General features: G+C 38.6%; 27 protein-coding genes and 2 tRNA genes. 5 read left to right on the top strand and 24 right to left on the bottom strand.

Translation table 11 applies throughout. From position 1 onward, the window contains the following. Positions 1–42 precede the first annotated feature (42 nt). Positions 43–1,362: an aminopeptidase C gene (pepC, locus tag GHI93_RS09085; RefSeq protein ID WP_153496741.1), complete on the bottom strand. Its 1,320-nt coding sequence runs from the start codon at positions 1,360–1,362 to the stop codon at positions 43–45. A 437-nt stretch (positions 1,363–1,799) separates the two neighbouring features. Here pepC and GHI93_RS09080 point away from each other — a divergent pair, with 437 nt between their 5' ends. Next, complete coding sequence (locus GHI93_RS09080; protein ID WP_153496740.1) at positions 1,800–1,964, top strand: bacteriocin; 165 nt, start codon at positions 1,800–1,802, stop codon at positions 1,962–1,964. Positions 1,965–2,012: 48 nt separating this feature from the next. Here the strand turns inward: GHI93_RS09080 and yqeK are convergent, their stop codons facing one another. The 5 genes from yqeK to glmU all read right to left on the bottom strand — a co-directional run bounded on the left by yqeK (position 2,013) and on the right by glmU (position 5,725). Continuing rightward, entirely contained in the window at positions 2,013–2,573 is a 561-nt protein-coding gene (gene yqeK, locus GHI93_RS09075) for a bis(5'-nucleosyl)-tetraphosphatase (symmetrical) YqeK (RefSeq protein WP_153496739.1), read from the bottom strand. A 134-nt stretch (positions 2,574–2,707) separates the two neighbouring features. Further along, on the bottom strand, positions 2,708–3,388 hold the full coding sequence (locus tag GHI93_RS09070; RefSeq protein WP_153496738.1) for a 5'-methylthioadenosine/adenosylhomocysteine nucleosidase: 681 nt from the start codon (positions 3,386–3,388) through the stop codon (positions 2,708–2,710). Between the two features lie 45 nt (positions 3,389–3,433). Next, positions 3,434–3,727: a cell wall synthase accessory phosphoprotein MacP gene (macP, locus tag GHI93_RS09065; RefSeq protein ID WP_153496737.1), complete on the bottom strand. Its 294-nt coding sequence runs from the start codon at positions 3,725–3,727 to the stop codon at positions 3,434–3,436. Next, positions 3,720–4,307, bottom strand: coding sequence for an NUDIX hydrolase (locus GHI93_RS09060; protein ID WP_153496820.1), 588 nt, complete (start codon positions 4,305–4,307; stop codon positions 3,720–3,722). The genes macP and GHI93_RS09060 overlap by 8 nt, the downstream gene beginning before the upstream one ends. 41 nt (positions 4,308–4,348) lie before the next feature. Then, the gene (glmU, locus tag GHI93_RS09055) at positions 4,349–5,725 is read right to left on the bottom strand and encodes a bifunctional UDP-N-acetylglucosamine diphosphorylase/glucosamine-1-phosphate N-acetyltransferase GlmU (RefSeq protein ID WP_153496736.1); all 1,377 of its coding nucleotides are present in this window, start codon (positions 5,723–5,725) and stop codon (positions 4,349–4,351) included. A 242-nt stretch (positions 5,726–5,967) separates the two neighbouring features. On the opposite strand from glmU, the gene proC reads away from it, so the two are divergent. From proC to rpsO, 3 genes are all read left to right on the top strand, one after another. Next, complete coding sequence (gene proC, locus GHI93_RS09050) at positions 5,968–6,759, top strand: pyrroline-5-carboxylate reductase (protein WP_153496735.1); 792 nt, start codon at positions 5,968–5,970, stop codon at positions 6,757–6,759. Positions 6,760–6,805: 46 nt separating this feature from the next. Then, entirely contained in the window at positions 6,806–7,207 is a 402-nt protein-coding gene (locus GHI93_RS09045) for a group-specific protein (protein WP_153496734.1), read from the top strand. A gap of 163 nt (positions 7,208–7,370) precedes the next feature. After that, positions 7,371–7,640 (top strand): 30S ribosomal protein S15, encoded by a 270-nt coding sequence (rpsO, locus tag GHI93_RS09040; protein ID WP_153496733.1) that lies wholly within the window; start codon positions 7,371–7,373, stop codon positions 7,638–7,640. A gap of 218 nt (positions 7,641–7,858) precedes the next feature. On the opposite strand, the gene pknB is transcribed toward rpsO, so the two are convergent. From pknB to GHI93_RS08985, 12 genes are all read right to left on the bottom strand, one after another. Further along, positions 7,859–9,772 carry a Stk1 family PASTA domain-containing Ser/Thr kinase gene (gene pknB, locus GHI93_RS09035; protein ID WP_153496732.1) on the bottom strand — a complete coding sequence of 638 codons (1,914 nt, stop codon included), beginning with the start codon at positions 9,770–9,772 and terminating at the stop codon, positions 7,859–7,861. Next, on the bottom strand, positions 9,769–10,545 hold the full coding sequence (locus GHI93_RS09030) for a Stp1/IreP family PP2C-type Ser/Thr phosphatase (protein WP_343030352.1): 777 nt from the start codon (positions 10,543–10,545) through the stop codon (positions 9,769–9,771). The genes pknB and GHI93_RS09030 overlap by 4 nt, the downstream gene beginning before the upstream one ends. Positions 10,546–10,710: 165 nt before the next feature. Continuing rightward, complete coding sequence (gene rsmB, locus GHI93_RS09025; protein WP_153496731.1) at positions 10,711–11,988, bottom strand: 16S rRNA (cytosine(967)-C(5))-methyltransferase RsmB; 1,278 nt, start codon at positions 11,986–11,988, stop codon at positions 10,711–10,713. A gap of 101 nt (positions 11,989–12,089) precedes the next feature. Next, positions 12,090–13,055: a methionyl-tRNA formyltransferase gene (gene fmt, locus GHI93_RS09020; RefSeq protein WP_153496730.1), complete on the bottom strand. Its 966-nt coding sequence runs from the start codon at positions 13,053–13,055 to the stop codon at positions 12,090–12,092. Positions 13,056–13,403: 348 nt separating this feature from the next. Beyond that, positions 13,404–13,790: a nuclear transport factor 2 family protein gene (locus tag GHI93_RS09015; RefSeq protein WP_153496729.1), complete on the bottom strand. Its 387-nt coding sequence runs from the start codon at positions 13,788–13,790 to the stop codon at positions 13,404–13,406. Beyond that, positions 13,790–16,135: a primosomal protein N' gene (locus GHI93_RS09010; protein ID WP_153496728.1), complete on the bottom strand. Its 2,346-nt coding sequence runs from the start codon at positions 16,133–16,135 to the stop codon at positions 13,790–13,792. The genes GHI93_RS09015 and GHI93_RS09010 overlap by 1 nt, the downstream gene beginning before the upstream one ends. Positions 16,136–16,204: 69 nt before the next feature. Beyond that, positions 16,205–16,615, bottom strand: a complete 411-nt coding sequence (rpoZ, locus tag GHI93_RS09005; RefSeq protein ID WP_170272427.1) for a DNA-directed RNA polymerase subunit omega — start codon at positions 16,613–16,615, stop codon at positions 16,205–16,207. 69 nt (positions 16,616–16,684) lie between these two features. After that, on the bottom strand, positions 16,685–17,302 hold the full coding sequence (gene gmk / locus GHI93_RS09000; protein WP_153496727.1) for a guanylate kinase: 618 nt from the start codon (positions 17,300–17,302) through the stop codon (positions 16,685–16,687). Between the two features lie 175 nt (positions 17,303–17,477). After that, positions 17,478–19,103, bottom strand: coding sequence for a ribonuclease Y (gene rny / locus GHI93_RS08995; RefSeq protein WP_153496726.1), 1,626 nt, complete (start codon positions 19,101–19,103; stop codon positions 17,478–17,480). A 179-nt stretch (positions 19,104–19,282) separates the two neighbouring features. Then, positions 19,283–19,417, bottom strand: coding sequence for a hypothetical protein (locus GHI93_RS13190; protein WP_281347491.1), 135 nt, complete (start codon positions 19,415–19,417; stop codon positions 19,283–19,285). Between the two features lie 36 nt (positions 19,418–19,453). Next, positions 19,454–20,650, bottom strand: a complete 1,197-nt coding sequence (metK, locus tag GHI93_RS08990) for a methionine adenosyltransferase (protein ID WP_153496725.1) — start codon at positions 20,648–20,650, stop codon at positions 19,454–19,456. A 164-nt stretch (positions 20,651–20,814) separates the two neighbouring features. After that, positions 20,815–22,008 (bottom strand): SAM-dependent methyltransferase, encoded by a 1,194-nt coding sequence (locus GHI93_RS08985; protein ID WP_153496724.1) that lies wholly within the window; start codon positions 22,006–22,008, stop codon positions 20,815–20,817. A gap of 177 nt (positions 22,009–22,185) precedes the next feature. Here GHI93_RS08985 and GHI93_RS08980 point away from each other — a divergent pair, with 177 nt between their 5' ends. Further along, entirely contained in the window at positions 22,186–22,962 is a 777-nt protein-coding gene (locus GHI93_RS08980; RefSeq protein WP_153496723.1) for a biotin--[acetyl-CoA-carboxylase] ligase, read from the top strand. Positions 22,963–23,062: 100 nt separating this feature from the next. Here the strand turns inward: GHI93_RS08980 and GHI93_RS08975 are convergent, their stop codons facing one another. The 6 genes from GHI93_RS08975 to GHI93_RS08950 form a co-directional block, all read right to left on the bottom strand. Beyond that, positions 23,063–23,503, bottom strand: coding sequence for a PspC domain-containing protein (locus GHI93_RS08975; protein ID WP_153496722.1), 441 nt, complete (start codon positions 23,501–23,503; stop codon positions 23,063–23,065). A 30-nt stretch (positions 23,504–23,533) separates the two neighbouring features. Next, positions 23,534–23,782, bottom strand: a complete 249-nt coding sequence (locus tag GHI93_RS08970; RefSeq protein ID WP_153496721.1) for a PspC domain-containing protein — start codon at positions 23,780–23,782, stop codon at positions 23,534–23,536. Further along, positions 23,783–24,928, bottom strand: a complete 1,146-nt coding sequence (locus GHI93_RS08965; protein ID WP_153496720.1) for a DUF4097 family beta strand repeat-containing protein — start codon at positions 24,926–24,928, stop codon at positions 23,783–23,785. A 271-nt stretch (positions 24,929–25,199) separates the two neighbouring features. Then, positions 25,200–26,081 (bottom strand): class II fructose-bisphosphate aldolase, encoded by an 882-nt coding sequence (locus GHI93_RS08960; protein WP_153496719.1) that lies wholly within the window; start codon positions 26,079–26,081, stop codon positions 25,200–25,202. A gap of 251 nt (positions 26,082–26,332) precedes the next feature. Continuing rightward, positions 26,333–26,418, bottom strand: a tRNA-Leu gene (locus GHI93_RS08955). Positions 26,419–26,427: 9 nt separating this feature from the next. Further along, a tRNA-Gly gene (locus GHI93_RS08950) sits at positions 26,428–26,499 on the bottom strand. Positions 26,500–26,553 lie beyond the last annotated feature (54 nt).

Raw genomic sequence — 26,553 nt, 5'->3', positions numbered from 1 at the left:
GCAATACAAAAAACCAAGTATCAGCTACTTGATTTTACTGTTTTAGATTGCTAAAGCGCCCATCGGATCCCATGGAAGAAGGACTTTAGGTTTTGCTTCATAAGCTTGCAATTCTTGTGAGGTAAGAAATTCTTTACGCACAACGATTTGATAAGTAAATTCATCCATCCATTCATCTGATGCGACAAAATAACCATCAAATTCACCTGCGTCTTTTCCCCAAGAATTTTCAATTTTCCACTTTTTAGATTGACCAGCATCATCTAAATCAACACCCGTCAGAACCATCGCGTGCGTCATTAAGCTCTCTGCATAATCGAGTCGTGAAGCTTTATCTTGTGTAAACTTGATATCAAGCGCTGTTTCAAAATCATAAGCATCAAGTGTCAATAATCCTGCTTTACGATTTGAAACCTGTCCAACATCACATCCAAACCAAACCGTTTCACCTTGTTGCATTTGTGCAATCGCTAATTTTTTAAATCGATCCATATCAACATTCAAGTGTTTCACAGCTTTGCTTCCAACGACATTTCCTAAAAATTCTACGGTGTAACTTTGATTGAAAGGTTTATCTTTTGTAGGCGCATTGATTACTGAAACGTATTCATCAAGATCTACACCAACAAATTGATCATAAAATTCTTGAGGAGTTCCTGAGAATTTCGTCAAGTTTTGACCGTCTTTATCTCTAATGGCAAAATCAAATTTTTGTGGTGGAAGACCTAACGTTGCTGCAAGGTAATTGAAAATTTCACTCAATAATGTTTCACGAAGCGCGGTTGTATCTTGATTCGCTTTAGCTGCTTCAAGTAACAACTGTGCGTCTTGACGCAAAAGTTTATTCAGATACTGATCTAACTCATGACTTGCTGAGGATGCAACCGATTCTGGATAGATTGATTTAGGGACAACGCCGTATTTTTGGAAAATCGCAACAATCATATCCCATTGTCCACCATCCCCTTGAGGGGTTTGGAGCAAGAAGCGCAACCGTTCACTATCCATTTCTGGATTTGCTAAAAGTTGTTCAAAAAACCAATTTGATTTTTCATATTTATCCCAAAAGAAAGTATAGGCTTGCGAGAATTCAAATTTGTCCAACTTAAAATCAGCAATCGTTTTGTGTCGGAAAGTATTGAGCGCGGCAAACATCCAGCAACGTCCAGATTGTTTTTGATTAGAAACGGGATCTTTTGTTAAATCAATTGAAAATTCTGGTAAATTTGCTGCGTGTGATTCTCGAGATTCAAGCGCGTTAAGCAACCCATTTTTTGTTGCTGCATTTTCTACTGCACGATATTTTGTATTTTCTGCAAAATTATCATATAACTTTTGTGTAAATTCTTTTGTTAAAGTCATTATGTCTCCTTTATTGTTCTCGATTTTCTATTATAATCTAAATTCTCAGATAAGTCTAATATCTGGTTATTTTTTCTATATTTTCTTCTATTTAAAATGAATTTTTTTGAGTATTAATGCAGATAAATAAGACAAATCAAGTCGTTTTGTCTTATTTATGGTTGCTTTTATTTTTAAAACGTGTAAAATAGTAACTATGAAAGGGTTTTATTTTAATCCTATTAAAATTACTTTCATTTCTCTCATGAAGTTCATTGTCTTTTAAGCATCATCATAAAATTCTCTTTGTGGGGCTAAAAGGGAGGGCCAACTCTCGTTTGTCGATAGGAGAAAAGTTGTTTTTATTCTTTTCTCCCCCCTCTTTTTTCTGGTATTTTCAACCCGATTGCACTTTTGTAATTGGAAAAAATGTGATTCAACAAAAGGAGATGATAAGGATGAAAAAAGATGATATCATTACACTTCCAACAGGTGAAAAAGTGAAAGTGGTCAATGCGGATCCTACAAAATATAAAAATATCATTGTTATTGAGCGAGATAATTTGGAGCGTCGTGTTATTGATCGTGAAAAAATGGAAATCATGAAAGCTCCTCGCCTTTGATCGTGACGATAACATAAATCAATAAAAAAACGGATAAGTCCGTTTTTTTTAATTGATTTTTTCTTCAAGTTCTTTTTTTGCCTCAAGTAACCAGGGATGGGTGACTGGTACTCCTCGTTTTAGCATCTCATTAATGTAAAATAAAGCTGCTGCTTCTGGCGAGCGCTCTAATGCTTTGAGTAACGCGGCTTTATACTGGGGTTCTGTGGGATGATCTGGAGAAATTTTATCTGCAAGAAAAACAATCAAATCAAGTCTTGTAAAGTTTGCTTTCAAGGTCGTATGGCACTCGATTGCAGAAAGAATTTCATCATTAAAAATTCCGAATTTCCACCGTGCTAAAAATTTGGAGATTTTTTGATGAATCAGCAGCGGATAAGCTTCTTCTTCTTCAAGAAGGGGGATTCCTGCTTCGTTGGCAATGGCGACTCTTTTATCATTTGGATAATATCCTCCAACGTCATGCAAAAGTCCTGCAATATAAGCTTTAGAGGGATTTTCTCCATATTTTTCAGCTAGCATTTTAGCCGTTTTTGCAACGGCCAAGCAATGGTCAAATAATGGACCATCTCCTAAAAACTGATGTACTTTTTCATTTAATTCATCCATAATCTATCTTTCTCATTTCTCTTTTAAAAAATATTTATCATCTTTTGAGTTTCACATCCGTTTTTTAGTTTAATGCTCGACTTAAGACTCATTATACCAAAAAAATCTACATTGAGGTAGATTTTTGTAAGCTTTTACATCATTTTTTCTAATAACTTGATCAGGGTTTCAGCAGATTGTTTTCCTGCTGCGATAATAAACTCATCAAACGTGACATTCGCATCGTGATCTGCTGTATCAGACATCGCACGAATCACAACAAAGGGTTTTCCAAGTGCTGTTGCAGCTTGTGCAATGGATGCACCTTCCATTTCTACAGCAAGAACCTCAGGAAAATGATTTTTTATTTCAATGACTTTCGTTGGACTTGAAATAAAACTATCAGAACTTGTGATTAGCCCGACATGAACCGATGCAATAACTTTTTTTAATTCAGAGACGAAGTATTTACTTGATTCAAAGTAAAGGGGTTGTTGTGCCATTTGTCCATAAGCATAACCAAAAGCTGTAACGTCAACATCATGATAAGCCAATCGATCTGCAACGACGACATCTCCAATGTTGAGGGCAGGATTTACTGCGCCTGCGGAGCCTGTATTGATAATTGCATCCACCTCAAAGATGTCAACCAAATAGCTGACAGAAAGCGCAGACATTACTTTTCCAATCCCAGATTGAACGAGAACCACTTCGTGACGACCGATAACACCCGTGTAAAAAACGAGATTGTGACGTGTTTGTTTTCCTGAGTGGTCAAGATGTGCAACAAGTGTTCGGATTTCTTCATCCATTGCCGCAATAATTCCTATTTTCATTTGTTCTCTTTTCTATTCGTTTAAACGGTGCGTTTTGGGTTGTGATTAAGCAGGTGGACTTAAAAAATAATACCAAATAAAGATTCCCAAAAGAATGATTACAATAAATACGACAATCATTAACCATTTGTTGATGGATTTACTGCGTTTGACTTGTTTTGCATTTTCAATGCGTCTGCTTTTATAGACGGTTTGTTTTGAGAGATCTTTTTCAATTTTTTCGTACTTTTTAGCTAGAGCTTCATCATTTTCCATTTCCATTTTCAGATTTTGCTCAAGGCGTCTTTTGTTGTGTTTTGCCTCTTCAATCATTTCATCTGTTAAAATTGGTCTAGGCATTTGATCCTCCACGTAATTTTTTTAATTCCCAATACTGGATTGCGATAATGGTCTTCGCATCACAAATTTGCCCTTGTGCGATCATCTCTTTTGCTTCTTTTAGGGTCACTTTTTTGGTTTCTAAAAATTCATCTTCATCCATCGCACGAGGATGCTCTTTTTTTTCAATCTGATCTGTAAAGTAAAGGTAAGTTTTTTCAGACGAGAAACCAGGAGTTCCATAAAATGGTGTTATTTCTTCAAGGTGATGGCCTTTTTTTAATCCATATCCAGTCTCTTCTTCAAGTTCTCTTAGCGCGGCAGCTTGCGTATTTGTATTTTCTCCACGCTCTAATTTTCCTGCTGGAATTTCATAGATGAATTGCTCCAGTGCTTTACGATATTGTCCCACAAGAATCATTTGATCTGATAAAATAGGTGCTACTGCGACACCACCATTGTGGAAAACTAATTCACGCGTGGCTTTATTTCCATCAGGGAGAGTGACGGTATCTTTAATGACTTGAAAAATTTTTCCATGAAAAATGAGGTCACGAGAGAGTGTTTTTTCTTCATACTTTTTGTTTTCAGCGTCTAACATCATTTTCCTTTCTTCTCAACGCACGAGATATTTTTCACTTTTTATTTTCCGCGGTAGTGGGGCATTTTTTTTGCTCTGCCTAACTTGTTGACTTGACGTCCTCTTGCGATGGCCACTGTTTCAGCTGGGATGTCTTCGTTGATGACTGATCCGGCTGCGGTCAATCCGTTTTTTCCGATGTGAAGAGGGGCAATGATGGTCGTGTTTGATCCGATGAATGCAAAGTCATCAATTTCAGTATTAAATTTATTTTTGCCATCAAAATTGGCAGTGATGGTTCCAGCACCAAAATTCACTTTCTCCCCAACAGTAGCATCTCCGATGTATGTGAGGTGTCCTGCTTTCGTACCTTTTCCAAGTGTTGAGCCTTTAACTTCTACAAAATTCCCAACATGAACATCTTCGCTCAAAACTGTGCCTGGACGTAAGTGAGCGTATGGTCCGATATTTGAACCAACGCTCATGCGACTTTTTTCGATGGTTGAATTTCTGATTTCTGTGTCAGAATGGATTTCAGAGTCCACAATTCGGCTGCCGTTCGTGATGTGAACATTATTGAAAATTGTTGTTTTTCCTTTGATGGTCACATTTCCTTCAATGACGGTTTCACTTCCAATTGTTACGTCTGAATCAATATACGTGTGTTCTGGATCAATGAACGTTACACCGTTGATCATGTGCTGGTGGTTAATGCGTTGGCGCATGATTTTTTCTGCTTGTGACAATGCGACGCGGTCATTCACACCTAAACTTTCATCGAAATTTTCTAGTGTGTAAGCTGCAACAGTACGATTTAAATCTTTAAAAATTTCAATGACATCTGTCAAATAATATTCACCTTGAGCGTTATCTGTTGTAATTTCGTTGAGGGCACTAAAAAGCGCACGATTATCAAAAACGTAAGTTCCAGTATTGATTTCATGAATGGCTTTTTCTTTTTCTGAAGCGTCTTTTTGTTCTACTATTTTTTCGACAGAGTTGTCAGCTCCACGAATGATCCGTCCGTACCCTGTTGGATTTTCTGCGATGGCTGTCAAAATTGTTGCTGTTGCTTTATTTGAAGTGTGATAATCAAATAATTGTTGGAGCGTTTCGCCTGTAATTAAGGGAGTGTCGCCTGCGATCACTAGCGTTGTTCCTTCTTTGTCAGAAAGCAGATCAGCAGCGATTTTTACAGCGTGTCCTGTCCCTAATTGTTCATTTTGCTTAACAAAATTCGTTCCTTTGGGTAAGGTGGCAATCACGCGGTCTGCTTCATGACCAACAATGACAATATTTTTTTCAGTATCAATTGCTGAAACACTCGATAAGACGTGCGCCAACATTGTTTTCCCGGCAACTTCATGAAGGACTTTTGGCTGTTTTGATTTCATGCGTGTGCCTTTGCCTGCTGCTAAAATAATGGCGTATTTGTTCATAATGAATGCTCCTTTATTCATTTGTATTTTATTTTATAGTTAATTTATTATACCATAAAACAGGGATTCTTGAGGTAAACACTTGTTTTTTGATGTTCATTTTTCTTAATTTTGATTTGGGCAGATGGCTTGCAGCTCCTTTTTTTACAAAAAATCGTTGTTTTGGATTATTTTTCTTTAATTTATGATGGTTCCTCGTTTTTTATGTTAAAATAAATCTAATAAAAAGTTGGGAGAATCATATGAAATCTATCGGATTTATCGGTGTTGGTAAAATGGCTACGGCCATTATTTCAGGATTAGACAAGCAAAAATTTGACATTTTTATCTCTGGTCATGACCTTGAAAAAACGCAGGCGCAAGCAAAAGCTTTGGGTGTTGTTGCTGTCAGTAGTCACAAAGCATTGGTCAGCAAATCAGAGTTGATTATTTTGTCCATAAAACCTCAAGTTTTACCAAAAGTCGCAGATGAAATTTTGTCAGTACTGACAAAAGATAAAACAATCCTCTCAATTGCAGCAGGATTTAGTTTAGATGATTTGGCGCATTTGATGACACTCGAAAATATGCCAATCATTCGGGTGATGCCAAATATTAATGCACAAATTGGACGCTCTACTTCAGCGATTGTTAAAAATGATTCTGTCAGTGCTGACAGTTTTGATTTTGCTAAAGGAATTTTTGAAACGATTGGTTCTGTGTTTGAAATTGAAGAAAAGGATTTTTCCACGTTCACAGCGATTGCAGGATCTAGTCCAGCTTACATTTATATGTTCATGGATGCATTGGCGCGTGCTGGTGTTTTGCACGGGATGCCTAAAGCTTTAGCCTTATCCATTGTTGCGGACACGGTTGCGGCTTGTGGTGAGATGGTTAAAATTTCTGGGGAGAATCCTTGGACTTTGGTAGATCAAGTTTCAAGTCCTGGTGGAACTACGGTTTCTGGGGTCGTTAGTCTTGAGAAAAATCGGTTTGTTGGAACGGTGATTGATGCGATTACTGCAACGATTGAAAAAGAAAAACATTTAAAATAATAGGATTTTTTTGTAAACGAAGAGAAGACTTAGAAATCGAGAAAAAATGAAATTTTATATTGCTTCGCGTCTGAATAATGGTGCTGCTGTTAGCACCGTGAGTGCTCTACTTGAAAAAAGAGGGGGACGTTTGAGCTATGATTGGACAAAAATCCAATGTCCCAAAAATCTGGACGCACTTAAAATCATCGGAGAATCAGAAAAAAAAGCCGTATTTGATGCCGATTGTCTGATTTTATTGACTCCAGCAGGAAAATCAAGTCATGTGGAATTTGGGATTGCATTGGGAAGAAAAATACCAATCTTTCTGTACGCGCAAACAGCTGAGGAACTTGATTGTGAGAGGATTTCTGCATTTTATCTTGTGTCTGGTGTCAAAACTTTTGTTGGCTCTCTTTTTTCTTTTGTTGATTTTATTTATGAAGAGATGAAGGCTGTTGAAATCTAAAATAAGAGATTCACGAAAATCAGCAGCAGGGTTGATGGAGAAGACTTGTCAAAAGAGTAAAAATAGTGTATGATAGATAAGTAGTTTTTTACAACTTTTTCTCAGTTTCGTGCCAGCCAAGCCGATACTTGGAAAAAGCAATAATTTTAAAGGAGAAAAACTCATGGCAATTTCTAAAGAAGTAAAACAAGAAATCATCGCAAAATTCGCTCGTAAAGAGGGCGATACTGGTTCACCTGAAGTACAAATCGCTGTATTGACTTGGGAAATCAATCACCTTAACGACCACATTAAATCACACAAAAAAGACCACGCAACTTATCGTGGCTTGATGAAAAAAATTGGTCACCGTCGTAACCTCCTTGGATACCTTCGTTCAAAAGACATCCAACGTTACCGCGAATTGATTGCAGCACTTGGACTTCGCCGTTAATTTCTGTGATGGCGATAAAAAGAGGGAAACCTCTTTTTTTGTTGATTTCATCTCAAAAAAATCTGTCAGTACTGACAGATTTGCTTTGGATCATCCTTTTTAATTCGCGCATTTTTTCGTATTTTTTACTTAAACGTTAACCCTTGATAAAAATGAAAAACCACCCTTTCAAACGATGAGAAGGATGGTTTTTATTTCTGTCAGTACTGACAGATTTTTTAATGCGTTGCTGATGAGGATTCTGTTGTTGAGTGCTTCTCTCCTGAATCAGATGGCGGAGTTGGTGGAGTTGGATTTTCAGAGCTTGATGTGCTTGATGTACTCGATGAACTTGAACTTGATGTGACTGACGATTTTGATGTCGTCGATGAACTTTCAGTTGCTTGAGTGACATTAATCACGATTTGTGTGTCTAATGAATAAGAATCTCCAACGGTGACAGACAATCCAGCGACCCAGCCACTTGAACTTCCTGGAGTGTTTACCGGATTAAGCGTAACATTTGTAAATCCAAGATTTTCAAGTTTTGCTTTGTAACTCACAGCATCAAGTCCAGAATATGGAGGAATGGTTGCTTCTCGTCCTTTTGATACCTCAAAAACAATTTTATCACTGCCAGAAAGATCGAATTTATCTCCTTTAGCTGGCGTTTGTTTAATGATTGTTCCTTCTTTATAAGTATCGCTTGAAACTGCGGTTTGAGTCACCATTTCACTTGTGATGCCGTATTTTGTCAATAACTCGCTCATGACTGTATCAATATCTTTTCCGACATAATTACTCATCGTAATGACATTTTCATCACCTTTAGAAACATACAAATCTACTGTACTGTCTTTTCTGACTTGTGTTCCGCTGGTTGGACTTGTCTTTATGACTTTACCTGAATCGACATCACTACTTGGTTGCTTAATGATTTTTCCAACTTTGAGTTGAGCGTGTTCAAGCTGTGTTGTCGCTGCACTTTGCGATAAATTTGCGACATTTGGCACTGTTGTATTTTGAGGGGTCATGGCAAACCAAGCGTAAGCACCACCTGAAATCAGAAGTAAAAATAAAATAATGAGCGCGATTAATCCTTTGCGTGATTTTTTCTTTGGCGTTTTCATTTCATTTTCAGTGTGTTCTGCATTTTCTACTGGTGCTTTTGGTGCATCTTTTGATGGTTCTGTGTGGCGTAACCCTATTTTCTCTGCTTTCGAATCAATCAAGGGTTTTGTGTCATAAGGATTGATTAAATTTGAAGGCATCATTTTTGTTGCACTGTTATCTTTTTTAAAGATCAGTTTTGCTTCGCCTCTACGATCAAGACTTGTCGAAGTCGCAAGATCACTCATCATTTCAGAAACATTAGCATACCGATCCCGTGTGTCTTTGGCTGTGGCATGAATGACCACATTTTCAAGCGCTTGAGGCACATCGTGATTTAAATTAATGATGCTTGGAATATTTTCTTGAAAATGCTTGAGTGCAATGGCAACGGCAGAATCTCCATCAAATGGAATTTTTCCAGTCAAAAGTTCAAAAAGAATGATCCCAATGGCATAAATATCAGATTGGACGGTCGCATTTGCTCCGCGCGCTTGCTCAGGTGAGAGGTAATGAACGGAGCCAAACATCGTGTTGGTCTGTGTCAAAGATGTTTCAGAGAGGGCTTTAGCAATCCCAAAATCTGTGACTTTAACTGCTCCACTTTTTGAAACCATGACATTTTGCGGCTTCAAATCGCGGTGAATGATGCCATGACTATGTGCCATCTCCATCGCAGCTAAAATTTCCGTCGTAATCGAAATCGCTTCATCATTAGATAAAGGTGCATGTCCATTGATGTACTGCTTTAATGTCATTCCATCAATGAATTCCATCACGATATATTGTTGGTTTTCATATTCGCCAACATCAGAGATGCCTACAATATTGGGATGAGAAAGCTCTGCCATTGCAAAGGCCTCGCGTTGAAAACGAGCGATTGCAATATCATCATTTTCAAAATTAGATCGAAGGACTTTGATTGCAACCATGCGATTATCAAGAAATGTATCTTCGCCTTGATAAACGTTTGCCATACCTCCTCGACCGATTTCTCGGATGATTTTATAACGGTCTGCAAAGATTTTCCCGATTTGAATCATTGACGATCCTCCTGAGACGTATTTTCTAGGTCTTCGGCGCGACAATAGACGAGTACGACGGTGATATTATCACTGCCGCCGTGTTCATTGGCCAGACGAATCAAAGCTTCAGATTTATTGTCTAAGCTCAGATCTTCCCGTTCAATAATATCTAAAATTTCTTTTCCGGAAACCATATTGGTGAGTCCGTCCGAGTTAATCAAAAGATAATCGCCCACTTGCAAATCAAACGCTTGAATATCTGCTTTCACCTCAGAAGGTTGACCTAATGAGCGTGTGATAATATTCTTATTTGGATGCACTTCGGCTTCTTCTTCTGTGATTTGTCCAGCATCCACAAGTTCTTGAACAAGGGAGTGATCAACAGTGATTTTGTTGAGCTGACCTTCTCGGATGAGGTATTTACGACTGTCTCCGACATGGGCTGAAATGGCACGTCCATCCTTGATGAGTAAGGCTTCAAATGTTGTTCCCATCCCGCGATATTCATCAAGTTGACCAAGATTTGCAATATTTTCGTTTTCATTACGAATCTGATTGCGAAGCCATGTTTCAATTGTTTCTTCTGGTGTTCCATCATCAAAAAAGGATTCAGACCAGAGTTTTCCTAAATCTTCGACTGTTAATTTACTTGCGACATTTCCGGCTTTGTGTCCGCCCATGCCATCGGCAAGTAAAAAGAGGCGATACCCTGCTCGATTTACAAATGTTCCAGCATAGTCTTGGTTTGTGACACGTTTTGAGCCAATGTCAGATAAAATACTATATTCCACTTTTTCTCCTTAAAGAATAAGTTTATTTAAAATTACGAACCACTTTTTTTGAATCAGTAATTAAAAAGTGAGACAAAAGAAGCTTTTTCATTATTATAACCATTTTTTGACGTTAAAAACAAGCGAAATACCTGCTTCACGGACTTAAGTTATTTTAATGAGATTCTAATTTTTTCTAAATTTAGCAACGAAAAATCCGTCGGTGTGATACATCTCAGGGGTCAAAAAGATGCAGCCTGCTGTGATGATATCGTTCTTTTCATGGGAGATTGTTACTTGCTCAAAATCTTTGTGAGTGGCGAGAAACGCTTGAATCACATCGAAATTTTCTTCATCAAAGATTGTACAAGTACTGTAAATCATTATACCATTTTTTTTCAAAGATTTCGATGCGTTGTCTAAAATTTTCAATTGTATGTCATGAAGTTGGGTAAAATCCGAACTTTCTTTTCGATAACGAATGTCGGGTTTTCTGCGAATCAAGCCCACACCAGAACACGGTGCATCCACTAAAATCCGATCAAAACGCTCAGGACCAAAGGTTTCATAGACTTTTGTGGCATCCAATTTTTTTGTCGTGATTTTGTCTGAAACACCTTGGCGTTTCGCATTTTCTTCGATGAGTTTGAGTTTGTGATCATACAAATCCAGTGCAGTAATGTGTCCTGTCGTGAGATAGGTTGCCATGTGCGTCGTTTTTCCTCCTGGCGCTGCACAAGCATCAAGGATTTCTTCTGTTCCTGAAAGTTCCATTTGAGGGGCTACAAGTTGACTGGATTCATCTTGAATCGTGTATTTTCCTTCGAGAAAAGCCGCTTTTTCTGCAAAATTTCCGCTGTCAGCAATGACAGCCGTTTTTGTCAGTACTGACGGAATCGTTCCAGCAATTTCAACGGTTGGATCAATCACACGTAGGCTCACGTGACTTTTTTCCTCCAAACTTTCAAGAATTTCTCCTGTTCTTTTGCCACCAAACTGCTTCACCATTTTATCCAGCAAGAGCTTTGGCATTGAATATTTGATTTCCCAAGTTTTTGGAAGCTCAAAACGATGTTCTGAGCGCATAAAATTGCGAAGCACTGCATTTATGAATTTTCCTGCAGTCTCTCCATTGTGTTTATCGTGATTTTTTGCGAGCTTCACCGCCTCATCAACCGCAGCTGAGGTTGGAACTTTGTCCATCCATTGAATCTGATAGAGCGTGAGATTTAGCAGCATTTGCAGCCAAGGTTGTGGTGCTTTTTTTAGAAATGGTGCGCTGTACCACTCCAAAAGTTCTTTTTTTGCAACAACACCATAGACTAAGGCCGTAACAAAACTCTTATCTCGCACACTTAAGTCACTTTTTTTCAAGTGATGATCCAGCGAGAGATTGGCGTAAGCGTCGTTTGAAAAAATATCATTGAGCACATCAAGTGCCAGTTGTCTTGCATTTGTTTTCATAAAATTATTGTACCATAAAAGCTCATTTTTAAACGGAGTAAAAAAAATGGGAGTGTGCTGTGCGATGCGAATTTTCTTAACATTTTTGTCTTTTTTTACATTTATTTGGGATCAAAACAATCGCCTACTTTGACTTTTTGTCCTAGTCCATTGAGATAACTCTCGATTGACATTTGTGGTTTTCCTTGGGGTTGGACGACTTTAAGTGACACAAAGCCGTTTTTTGTAGCCACAAGAAGCCGTTTCTTTGTTTTTTCAACAATTTCGCCTGGTTTTGGAATGTTGTCAGTACTGACAGTATTTTTTTCCACGATTTCGACTGCTTCGATTTTGAACCGTGCGCCATTTAAAAACGTGTGCGCAACAGGATGCGGCGCTAGACTTCTGATGTGATTAAAAATTTCACGCGCAGATTTTGTCCAATCTATTTTTTCTTCTTCAGGTGAAATGTTTGGACTAAACGTCACTTTTGTTTCATCTTGTGCGACTGGTTTTAGATTTCCCAAAAGATACTGTGGGAGACTTTCGAGCAATAAATCACGCGCGACAATTGCTAATTTCTCAAATAATGATCCTGCATTATCCTCATCCAAAATTGGAATGGACGTTTTTGCAATCATTCCTCCAGCATCCATTTTTTTAACCATCTCAATAAGCGTCACTCCTGCAACCTCATCTCCATTTCTGAGCGCATACTGAATGGGTGCACCGCCACGATATTTGGGCAGCAGACTTCCATGCGTGTTCACTGCAAATTGAACCGCATCCAGCAAACGAGAGGGCAAAAATTGACCAAAAGCGCTCGTCACAATGCCATCCGCACCAAGTTCAAGCAGCGCTTCAAGTTCTTTTGATTGAGAGAGTTTTTCTGGCTGAAAAACGGGCAGTCCAAACTCAAGTGCAACAGTCTTAACCGGGGGCATTTTTAGCTCATGTTTGCGTCCAACTTTGCGATCGGGCTGAGTGACTACGGCAAGAATTTCATACTCGTCATGCGCAATGATGCCCCTTAGCACTGTTGCAGCAAATTCTGGAGTTCCCATAAATAATAATTTTGTTTTTTTCATTTTTGTTCCTTTTTTAAAATTTTACGATGTGCTGCTGATTTTTTCTTACCAGACTTTCCAAAGCTAAAAACGCGTGATTTTCAAAAACTTGAATCCTTGCTTTTGCTTTTTGATGACTTTTAAACCAAAAGAAGAACGAGTGACAGCTGATCAATCAGCATCCAAAAGTCACCAGAGAAATCCTATTTCAACGTGTTTTTCCTTGCAAAGATTTTTATTTTCTGTCAGTACTGACAGAATCCTCAAAAAGAAAAATTTGTGATGGATCACCACTTTTCTGACTTCTTCTTTAATCCAAGCGCTGCATCGTACATTCACACCACAACATCAGGTGAAGCATGTGAATGGCTATTGTTTCTTTTTTTTGAGGGAATATGGGCGCTGTTTTTTGTGTGTCATCTCAAATTCATAAATCTCACAAATCAGATCTCCCTTAAATTTGACCCGTGAAATGCCATCAAAAATCGTGTGTTCATTGTTATAAACACACTCAAACGTCCACGTAAAAAACCCATACTCCCCTGATGATTCTTGTGTGTGTATTTCCCATGCAATCACCTGATTTTCAAGCGATGAAAACCAGTGAGAAAACCACTTCTTGCACTCTTTTTTCCCAAAATATTGAGCACCGTAACATTCAGTAATCTGGACATTTTCTGTCAGTACTGACAGAAATAAATCCAGATCTTTTGTCAGCCAAGAGCGAATATAGTGTTTAAAAATCCGTATGTTCATCAGATAAAATTTTGCGGTTCACTGTCAATAATAACCCGCAGCTCCTTATTTTCCTTGAGTTGAGTAAGTTCGAGCACCTCATTGAGTGCCGCTTCTAACTGTGTTTCAAATCGATATTTGACCAAAATTTGATAGTGAAAAAGATTGTGTGTTCGTGCAATCGGTCGCGGTGTTGGTCCTAAAATCTTTGCTTTTTCGCTCAACTGTCGCTTGATCAAATCCGCAATTTCATACGCTTTTTGAATCGCAATCGATTCATCTTTATGAGAAATCATGACCTGAACTGTGAAATAATAAGGGGGATATGAGAGATTTTTTCTAAATTTCATTTCCGCCTCATAAAATCGTTCATAGTTCTGTTCTTTCGCCAATTTAATCGCATAATGTTCTGGATTAAAGGTCTGAATCAAAACCTCTCCTTTTTTTTCTGCACGCCCTGCACGTCCTGAAACCTGCATCAAAAGCTCAAAGCTGCGCTCACTTGCACGAAAATCTGGTAAATTTAATCCCGTATCCGCATTTATGACACCTACCAGTGTAACATTAGGAAAATCTAATCCTTTTGCAATCATCTGAGTGCCAAGTAAAATGTCCGCTTCACCATCACCAAATTTCTTTAGAATTTTCTCATGTGCATGCTTTGTACGTGTTGTATCAACATCCATCCGCAAAATTTTAACTTCTGGCATGAGCTGCTCTAATTCTTCTTGAACCTTTTGTGTCCCTGACCCATAATAACGAATTTTTTTTGCCTGACAATTTGGACACCGCTGAGGAATCCCTTGAACATGCCCGCAATAGTGACAATTGAGCGTTCGCGTGTCCATGTGCAAGGTCAGTGAAATGTCACAATTCGGACATTGCACAACAAAGCCACATTCTCGACACATCACAAATGAACTGTATCCTCTTTTATTAAGCATGAGAATGACTTGTTCATTGCGCGCTAATTTTTCTCTTATTTTTTCTAATAAAAGCTGTGAAAAATTAGCCGCTTGATCATTAATCTGTGAACGCATGTCCACAATCTTCACCTCAGGTAAAACTGCAGCCTCATTTGCACGTTGATTTAAACGCAACAGCTGATAATTTCCCTTCATTGCACGTGCACGACTCTCTAAACTCGGCGTCGCAGAGCCTAAAACCAGCGCAGCATGATGCCATTTTGCCCGTAAAAGCGCGATGTCTCTTGCATGATAACGTGGACTTGAATCTTGTTTATAGCTTGTTTCGTGCTCCTCATCAATGATGATCACGCCAATTTGATCCACAGGTGCAAAAATGGCTGATCGTGCCCCCACAACAACACGTGCTTTTTGCATTTTGATTTTTCGCCACTCATCATACTTTTCTCCATCGGATAATCCTGAGTGCATGATGGCCACTTGATCTCCAAAACGCGCAATAAATCGCTCTGACATTTGCGGCGTCAAACTGATTTCTGGTACCAATAAGAGCGCAGTTTTTCCAAGCGCAAGAAAATGTGCGATGACGTGCAAATAAACCTCTGTTTTTCCTGATCCTGTAATTCCTTCAAGTAAATAAGGACGCTCAACACTTGAGATGATCTGATCAAATGCTTTTTTTTGCTCTTCATTCAGTTTTTTAGCTTTGTCAGCGCTGACAGCATCAAATAAGGCACGCGTCCGCGAAATTTCCACTTCTTTGATCTCAATCAATCCCTGATCTATAAAAAATTTTACTTGAGCATGAGAAAAAGCTAAATTTTTTACAGGAATTTTCTCACCAAAATGACGCAATAAAAACCGTTTAAACTCGTCTCGTTTTTTCGCAGCTTTTTTGACTTCAAATAAGGCTAATTTTTCATGATCCAATACAGAAATAAATTTTTCAACTTTACGATTTTCTTTTGATTTCGCCAAATAAGTCACTGAAAGTTCATGACGCGCAGCACGCTTTGTAAACTCAAGTTTTTCTTCATCCGAAAGTTTAGAAGAATACCATTGATTCCCTTTTTCATCTTGAAATAATTTATCGTAATTCGAATTCAAAAGTGATGGTAACATGGCTTTCAAACAAGAAATTTTATAAGAAAAAACGTGGTGGCGCATCTCATCAGCCAGCCACAATTGTTCTTTTGTCAGTACAGGCGTCACATCAAGTAACTCCGCTATTTTTTTCAGTCCAGACGTCGCTTTGGACGAGATGAGGTGTTCAAGAATCTCGACAATGATGCCTTGAACCAAGCGATTTCCCGCCCCAAATGGGACATGGACGCGCATCCCAACTTCTGTCAGTGCTGACAGCTCCTTTGGAATCTGATAAGTAAAAGGTTTATCCGTCTGCATCAGCGGGATATCCACAATAATTTTTGCAATTTTCATCAGCTCTCACTCACTTACCTTTTGTCACTTTATTCTATCAAAAAGCACGCCAGAGCGCGCCAATTTTGATTATTCTTCCTCTTCAGTTTCAGATTCGACTTCAGATTCAACTTCGATTTCAACTTCAACTTCGACAGAAGTTTTTTTCGCACGATTTCCTTTTTGCTTTTCTTCTTCTTCTTTTTCTTCTTGAGCGATTTGATCTTTAATTTTCTTTTCAGCCATCAGCGCTTCTAAATGTTCCAATTCACGCCGTTCAACCAACGTATGCCGTTTCGCTTCAGGAGCTGGGTGAATCGTAACTGTTCCATTTGCGATTTCTTCTAAAGCACGCAATGTATTCTTAACAGATTTATATTCCTTTTGAGTTGCACGTTCTCCTTCATGCAATTCATGCGCCCGCTTCGCTTCTAAAATCACAAGCGAGTATTTTGAATCCACTTTTTCTAACAACTTATCAATCGATGGTTCTAACATCATAATCATTTACCTCTTTCACATTTTAATCGTCGCAGTAGCGAAAAAATCATTTCTGTCAGTACTGACAACTTACAAATCGCGCGAATCAATCATCTTACGATACCGTCCAATCACACGGTCAACACGGAAATGTTCCGCATCAATAATCATCTTCACCCGTTGCGCAGATAAGTCAACCTGATCATTGACCACAGCATAATCATATTCACTCATCAAACGAATTTCTTCTTTTGCTTTTTCCAAACGATGGGCAATCACCTCAGAACTATCCGTTCCACGCCCAACCAACCGTTCACGCAATTGTTCCAAATCTGGAGGTGTCAAGAAAACAAAAACAGCATCTGGTTTTTTTTGTTTGACTTGCAAAGCGCCCTGAACTTCTATCTCAAGAAAAATATCTTTTCCCTCATCCAACGTTTGATTCACATAAGTCAGCGGTGTACCATAATAATTTCCAACATACTCTGCATACTCAAGCATTTCACCTTTACGGATCAATTCTTCAAACTCCTCACGCGTCCGGAAATAATAATCCTTTCCATCCACCTCACCAGGTCGTTGCTTGCGTGTCGTCATCGACACAGAATATTTAAAATTATTTTCTTGTTCAAAAATTTTGGCACGAACTGTCCCTTTCCCAACGCCAGAAGGCCCAGAAAAGACAATTAATAAACCACGCTCTTGCATTTTTCCCTCCGATATCTCTCTAAAAAAGATTAAATCACCTCACCTGACGATGCCTCAGATGTTTATTTTCCCATTTTAGCAAAAAAAAAAAGCAAAAGCTATACTTTGTTACCAAATTGAAATATTTCACTTTACTTTTTTTAACAAAAAAATGAGTGAACCACCCATTTTTTCATCATTTTGCATAATCAATCGCACGTGTTTCTCGAATGACTGTAACCTTGATATTACCAGGATAATCCATTTCATTCTCAATACGATTTTTAATGTCACGTGCAAGCACAGCCATCTTATCATCTGATAAACGATCAGGCTTAACCATCACACGCACCTCGCGACCAGCTTGCAGTGCAAAAGCTGTATCCACGCCATCAAAGCTTGTCGAAATATTTTCTAAATCCTTCAATCGTTTGATGTAATTTTCTACAGATTCACGACGTGCACCAGGTCTTGCGGCAGATAATGCATCTGCTGCAGCAACTAAGACTGCAATCACTGAATTTGGTTCTGTATCATTGTGATGTGAAGCAATCGTATTCACTACAATTGGATTTTCCTTGTACTTGCGTGCAAGTTCTGTTCCGATTTCTACGTGACTGCCTTCCACTTCATGATCCAGAGCTTTTCCGATATCATGTAAGAATCCAGCACGTTTTGCCAAATGAATATTTTCCCCCATCTCAGCCGCCAAATTCCCAGCGATATTTGCCACTTCAACCGAATGATCCAAGACATTTTGTCCATATGACGTCCGGAAATGCAAGCGCCCCATGATTTTCATCAAATCAGGGTGTAAATTATGCGCCCCAACTTCAAACGCAGCTTGTTCACCGTATTCACGGATTTTATGATCAATCGCTTTGCGATTTTTTTCAACCAACTCTTCAATCCGAGCAGGATGAATCCGACCATCTTGAACCAATTGTTCCAAAGTCATCCGAGCGACTTCCCGACGAATCGGATCAAACCCTGATAATACGACCGCTTCTGGCGTATCATCGATGATGACATCAATCCCAGTCAACGCTTCAAAAGTTCGGATATTTCGACCTTCACGCCCGATAATTCGACCTTTCATGCTATCATCTGGTAAAGTGACGACAGACACTGTCTGTTCAGCGACAGAATCGCTTGACACACGTTGAATGGCAAGTGAAATAATATTTTTTGCCTTCTTGTCTGCTTCAGCAGTAGCTTTTTCCTCGCTTTGACGAATCATTTGCGCCATTTCTTTTGTCAACCCATCACGAGTTTCCGTCAAGATAATGTCCTTTGCCTCATCCATTGATAAGTTTGAGATGCGCTCTAATTCTTGATGCTTCTTTTCTTCAATATGCAGTAATTCTTGCTCACGCTTATTGAGAGTATCAGTTTTTTTAGCGAGATTTTCTTCTTTTGAATCTAAGTTTCGTTCTTTTTTAGTTAAAGTATCGTCCTTACGGTCAAGGACCTCCTCACGTTGAGTGAGGCGTTGTTCTGTTTCTTTTAACTCCTTACGTTCTTGCTTAAATTCATTCTCGATATCACGACGCTGCTTTTCTTCTTCTTCTTTGAGCGAATAGCGCGCTTCCTTTTTAAAATTTTCTGCATCTCTTTTGTAAAGTTCTGCTTCACGTTTCAAATTCTCAGCATCACGCGTTGCGTTTGCCGTAATCTCATTTGCCTTATTTTCAGCACCTAAAATCAAACTTTCAGCATCTTGCTTTCCATTTTTGATTTTTTGAGCATAAAAAATAAAGGCGACAACCAATACAATCACTAAGATGGCAAGAACAATAGTAATAATGGTACTTGTGTTCATGCTTCTCCTTTAAAGCTCGAACAATGAAATCATTGCTCGCCCAGTTTGATTATAAAATTAATGTAAATTGCAAAGCAACATACTTTACCATTGTACCATTTTTATGAACATTTATCAACGAAGACTTTTTTACCGCTTTCAGATTTTTTTCACAAAAAAATTGCCCAAAGGCAATTTTCTTATTTTTCAAGCAGCGCTTTTAACGCTTCTACTTTATCAATGTGTTCCCACGGCAAATCTACATCTGTCCGTCCGAAGTGCCATTCGACTTTTTGCTTTAGCAAAATAGCGAGAATGGACAGCGTAGCAGGCAAAGCCTGCAAAGACCAAGCAACGCTTGGCGAGGACGCTTATTTTTCAAGCAGCGCTTTTAACGCTTCTACTTTATCAATGTGTTCCCACGGCAAATCTACATCTGTCCGTCCGAAGTGCCCGTAAGCTGCGGTTTGAGCGTAGATTGGGCGGAGCAAATCTAGCATTTTAATGATGCCAGCTGGGCGAAGGTCAAATACTTTCCGAATTGCTTCAAGGAGTGCATCGTCACTGTATTGGCTTGTTCCAAAAGTATCAATAGCAATGGACGTTGGTTTGGCAACCCCAATAGCATAAGACAACTGAATTTGAGCTTTCTCAGCCAGTCCTGCAGCAACAATATTTTTAGCAACATAGCGTGCGGCATAAGACGCAGAACGATCGACTTTCGTCGCATCTTTTCCTGAGAATGCACCGCCTCCATGAGGCGCATAGCCGCCGTATGTATCCACAATAATCTTACGTCCTGTAAGTCCAGAATCTCCTTGAGGACCTCCAATGACAAAACGTCCTGTTGGATTAATCAAATAATTTGTTTCATCATCCAAAAGTTCTGCAGGAATTACTGCTTTAATGACTTTGTTAATCACATCATCATGGATTTCTTCATTAGTTGCAGTTGCTGCATGTTGCGTTGAGATAACAACTGTATCAATCCGTTTTGCTTTTCCAAAATCATCGTACTCAACAGTGACTTGAGATTTTGCATCCGGACGCAAATATGAAATTTCCCCAGACTTACGCAAATCAGCTAATTTTTTGACCAATTGATGAGCAAGAGAAATGGCAAGTGGCATATATTCCGCAGTTTCTGTGGTAGCATACCCAAACATTAACCCTTGATCCCCTGCTCCAATCGCATCCAATGGATCTTTATCTGAATTTCCACGTTCTTCAAGTGCATCATTCACCCCTTGAGCGATATCAGAAGATTGTTCAACAAGTGAAACGTGCACGCCGACAGATTTGTAATCAAATCCATTTTCACTATCCGTGTAACCAATTTTTTTGATCGTATCACGGACAACACCTGCAATGTCCACATAAGCATTCGTTGAAATTTCTCCAAAAACGCTGACGGTTCCTGTGTACACGACGGTTTCACAAGCCACGTGAGCGTTTGGATCTTGTGCAACAATAGCATCCAAAATGGCGTCAGAAATTTGATCTGCGACTTTATCTGGATGGCCTTCAGAGACGGATTCTGAAGTGAATAAGTGTTTTTCTTTTGACAATTTAATGTCCCCCTACTTCTATTTTGGTGTCATCACCAGATTCGGTTACAAGGATTTTTCGGTTCTTTTTTCAAATGTGAACCACCTCTAGGATGCACAGCGCATCTAAAGCCTTTCGGGACTTGTAACTCTTTTATTTTAACATTTTTTTAATGAATTTGTTATTATTTTTTATAAATATAATCGCGCGTCATTGGTAATGTCTGTCCTGATGCACCTTTTGTGATCAAAAATTGAATCACATCAATGTTTCCAGATTCAAAACCAGCCGCACATGCTTGGAGATATAAATCCCACATTCTCGCAAATGGTCTCCCCATACTTTCAACGGTTTCGTCAAACACTTTCTCGTAATTTTCAGACCAAATCTCCAGTGTTTTTTGATAATGCCTACGAAGTGGTTCAAGATCATCCAACTGAAGTCCTGCGCTCATGATATGTGTGATTTGTTCTGCTACGTTTGGAATATATCCCCCTGGGAAAATGTACTTATCAATGAACGGATCAATTCCCATGCCTTGATGTTGTCCTGTGATGCCATGAATCAATGCACGTCCATTAGGTTTAAGATAATCTGCTACTTTTTGGAAATAAGCTTCTAAATTTTCTTTTCCGACATGCTCAAACATCCCAACAGACGTGATATAATCAAATTCTGGTTCTTTTAAATCACGATAATCCATGAGATAAATTTTTATTTTATCTTCTAAACCTAGGGATTGAATGTGTTGCGTAGCAAACGCATATTGTTCATCTGAAAGCGTGATTCCGACACCACTGAGTCCATATTCTTGAGCTGCAGTGATCAATAATGTCCCCCAGCCACATCCGATATCTAAGAGCCGTCCACCAGGAGTACTGTGCAATTTATTTAAAATGTGACGGATTTTTGCCATTTGCGCTTCTTGAAGCGTCATTGTTTCATTTTCAAAATACGCACAAGAATATGTCATGGTTGGATCTAACCATTTTTTATAAAAATCATTTCCGATGTCATAGTGACTGTGAATGTCTGCACGACTCGTTTTTTTATCATGACTTCCCATCAGACGCTTTGCAATCGCACCTTTTAGTCCACTTTGATCCATCACAAATGATTCTTTTTGACGATAAGCAGATGAAATTAGTGCTTGCAAACTTCCTTCAATTTCAATGTCTCCATTCATGTAGGCTTCTCCAAGCACCAATGTTGGTTCACCTGCAAGATCACTCAAACTAAATTTTTTATTGAATGTAATATGAGCTTTGGTTTCTCCTGACCCGTATTTTTCAGTTTCGCCACTCCAGTAAGTGACTTCGATGGTTTCATCAAAAGCGCTAGCAAGTGCTTTATTCAAAACAGTTTTTTCAAAAACCATTATGTCTCCTTTTTAAAAATTTCTTATTGAGTTAAAAAAATAAACTTCTATAGTTTTGTTATACGCTTCTGAAAATAATTTGTCAAATGTTAACGCCATTAATTATGATTTGAGTATCACATTTGATACACTATTTTTGATTGCGTCGTTTTTTCATTTTTCTGATATAATGTTTTTATGAATGATCAATTAGAAAAAAATAAAATTTTAGAGGCGTGTGATTTTTTGTCTGATGTAAAAGTTTTTGCATCATCAGAATCCACACAAAAGGATGCAAAGATACTGGATCAGGACCGCTGTCTTTATTTGGCAGATCATCAACTCAGCCCCTACGGACGATTTGGACGCCAGTATTATGCGGTTAATGGCAGTGGCATTTATATGAGTCTTTGCCTTCATCTGCCGCATTCTCAAGATGAAAATTTTTTTGTCAGTACTGACAAAACCCCTCAGTACACAATTTTGATGGGCGCAGCGCTCGTTTTAGCGATTGAAAAATTAACCACAAAAAAACCGATGATTAAATGGGTCAATGACATTTATTTAGACGGAAAGAAGATGGCTGGAATTTTGACAGAAGCTTCTGTCAGTACTGACAGAACACAAATCATTATTGGTGTTGGACTGAATTTCTCCATCACCTCATTTCCTTACGCACTCAAAGACAAAGCCACATCACTTTTTGATACGGAACCAACGCTCACACGTAATGCTCTCATCGCAGAGATTTGGAATCAATTTGATCGCTTATTAAGAGAAGATTCTTATTTTGATTGTTATAAATCGCACTCGTTTATTTTGGGAAAACACGTCGAATTCACACAAAATCACATCACTTATGACGGATATGCGACAGATTTGACACCGCAATGTGAATTGGTGGTTCGCTTATCTGACGGCTCAACGCGCATTTTATCTAGTGGCGAAATCTCATTAAAAAAATGGACCTCATGAGGTCCATCTTTTTTGTATTTATTATTATTATATAGGAGTGGCAGTTTAACGTGGTACCGCACGGGTTGATTTAATTATAATTTTTGTCAGTACTGACAGATTAAAAATCTGACCAGTCATCTTCTGTTTCTTTTTTTACAGGTTCAGCATCTTTGATTTTACGTCCGTCACTACGGACCTCATCCCACGAATTGCGCTGTGACCACGAATTGTCGTAACGACTTGCTTTTTCTTCATAGCGCTCTTTTTTACGGTTCATTTTTTCTTCAAAACGCGCTGCTTTTTCATCCCAACGGCTCTGATAATCACGTTCATCACGAGTGTCATCATAACCGCGGCGATGATACCCGCTTGGAATAATCCAACTCGCTACAAAGTAGAGCGGAATCAATCCTCCCATGCTACTGAATGCAAGAATGATGAATAAAATGCGCAAGATGGTGACCACATCACTACTCCAGCCAAAATATTCACAGATTCCCGCGATGACACCACTTACCATCCGATTTTTACTCGATTTCGTCAATTGTCTTGAATTCATTTTTTCGATCCTTTCTTCAAAATTCTGTTTTTAACCTTTCTTTGGAATCCATAAACTTGCGATAATATAAGCAAATACAGGCAATCCATATCCCGCTAAAATCGCGAGAATAAAGACAATTCGCAGCGCAGTGATCCGTCCAGTCCCCCAACCGAAATATTCACCTAATCCCGCAATGACACCTGTTACCCAAATGTTCTGATTTGATTTTGTTAATTTTCTTGAAGTCATTTTATCCTGTCTTTTCATCGTCACTTCAAATTCATCGTCTTGAGTCACTTAATCTTCATCATTTTTTTCAATGTCTTTTAACCAAATTGTACCAGATTTTGTTTCCAGTTCAAAAGTTAAACTGTTCTCACCCGTTCTGACAATCGCCGCACCATTTCTTCCAGCTTCAAAAGGATTATCCAGATTCAAGCGTGTTTTGTAGCCGCCAAAAATCGTTCTCACATGTCCAACAAGTCCCAAATGCTCTGGAACAGAAACTTTAATGTCGCCATTCACATTTTTCACATTTAATTGACGTGCACCATCAAACGTTTCTGTGACAAGGACATTCCCATTCACCAGATTCAAATCCGCACGTTCAAATGCCGCCGTCACACGCAGATTTCCATTGATGCCGTCAACATTAAGCTCATTGGTCTTGCCATCTAGCACTTTCACATCCCCATTTTTAGTAGAAATCGCGATTTTTTCACTGTTTCCTTTATTGAGTTCAATAGCACCGTTGAGTTGATTAATCTCAAGTGTTGTTGCATCCAATTGATCAACTGTCGTCTCGCCGTTCAGCATATTGAGAGCAACTTTTTCATACACTTTTTTTGGAAGATAAAGCGCCACGTTTGCCGAAATTCGACCAGAAGCAGTCACGTAAAGCACACCATCTTCAACTTCTAACTTCGTTTTTTCTGCCAAATACGCATCCAAATCAGCGTTTTCTACCGCCCCATAAATCTTATATTCAGCCTTAACATGCGCATTATCACCCGGTTGAACCGTTATTTTCCCAGCTTTGATTTCAACATTAATTTCAGAAAAATCACCTTCCAAATCTTTTTCAACCGTTTTAGAAATTGATTTTACTTTTGGAAAACCATTCCCAAAATCAATATTATCATCTACCGTTTTAGCAACACCTTTGAAAACTTCTTTTCCTTTTTCAAAAAGTGTACCAAACGTGTACTTCATCGCGTCTGAAAAATCAACATCATGATATTCATAACCATCTTTTTTCGCATCATTTTCTTTCTTATCATTTTGAAAATTGAATTTAAAACTTCCTTTGTCCGTGTGTTTTTCTTCTTCATTTTCTTGAGAATTTTCATCGAATCCTTTTCTTTCAAGAAGTTCAACTGCCTCATCCTCAGAAATGATCCCACGACGCATTAAGTCCATGATTCTATCTTTTTTATCAGCCATTTTATTCCTCCATCGAATATCGCTTTTTTAAATTCATTTTTATGTAAGAACTTTCGTCCTTCACAAGATTATTATCTCATAACTTTCCCCTCACAAAATGAGACTTTGGACTGATTTTTTAAAAAAAGTAGCTCCAGCTCTTAAAAAATATTTCTGTCAGTACTGACAAAATAAAAAAAATAAAATAAATCGCAAAACACCACCACACAAAACAGCAAAAAACGTCTGTCAGTACTGACAAACGTTGATTTAATCATATTTTGATTATTAATTAAGCTTTGTTTGCTGAACCGAAAACATCGATACGTTCTTCAACTGAAGCAGTGATAGCATCAAAGCCAGGTTTCAAGAATTTACGTGGATCGAAAAGTTTTTTCTTCATGTATTCAGCTTCGTTAGCATTAAATACACCAACATGTTCGCGCATTGCAGCACAGAAAGCAAGTTGACATTCCGTGTTAACATTAACTTTAGCTACACCCAATTTAATAGCAGCACGGATTTGATCATCAGGAATACCTGATCCACCGTGAAGTACAAGTGGCACACCTGGCAAAGCAGCAGTCAATTTTTCAAGGTGATCAAGGTGAAGACCTTTCCAGTTAGCTGGGTAAGGACCGTGGATATTTCCAATACCAGCAGCCAAGAAATCAACTCCAAGAGCAGCCATACGAACAGCATCATCAACAGGAGCAAGTTCGCCATCACCAATGATACCATCTTCTTCTCCACCAATAGTACCAACTTCACATTCTACAGAAATACCTTTGGCATGAGCTTTTTCAATCACAATCGCAGCTTTTTCAAGATTTTCTTCAATATCAAGAGCTGAACCATCAAACATCAAAGAAGAGTAACCCACTTCGATACATTCCATAGCAGCATCAAAGTTCCCATGGTCAAGGTGAATTGCAACAGGAACAGTGATTCCCATTGACTCAACAAGAGTTTCAATCATCACTTTACAAAGTTTGTATCCACCCATATATTTAGCAGCACCCATTGAAGTTTGGATCAAAACTGGTGTTTTCTTTGCTTCTGCGGCACGCAAGATAGCTTGTGTCCATTCAAGGTTGTTTGTGTTAAAACCACCAATAGCGTAACCATTGTCACGAGCGGCTTTTACGAATTTTTCTGCTGAAACGATTCCCATTTCATTATCCTCCGATTAAATTTACTACACTATAATTATAACATTTTGTGAAATAATTTGCTAGTCAAAAATCAAAAAAAACACATAAAGAAATCCCTAGAACCCTTTAAAAATAAGTAAGCGATACCAATTTCAAAAGCATAGATATCAACAAAACAACCTTCAAAATTTCACGAAGTAACTCAGTTATACAAGCAGCACTGATACAAAACAAAAAGCTCTGTATCTACAGAGACTAATTTATTATATTATGCCGAGGACCGGTTTCGAACCGGTACGAAGATTTCCCTTCGCAGGATTTTAAGTCCTGTGCGTCTGCCAGTTCCGCCACCCCGGCTAAAACTGAAGCGAACGACGGGATTCGAACCCGCGACCCCAACCATGGCAAGGTTGTATTCTACCACTGAACTACGTTCGCAAGTAATTTCTTACTAAGATGCCGACTACATGATTCGAACACGCGACCCTCTGA

Source organism: Lactococcus hircilactis, from assembly GCF_009601015.1.
Taxonomy (GTDB): Bacteria; Bacillota; Bacilli; order Lactobacillales; family Streptococcaceae; genus Lactococcus; species Lactococcus hircilactis.
The sequence above is the reverse complement of the archived record's forward strand: the minus strand, read 5'-3'. Positions and strand labels throughout refer to the sequence as shown.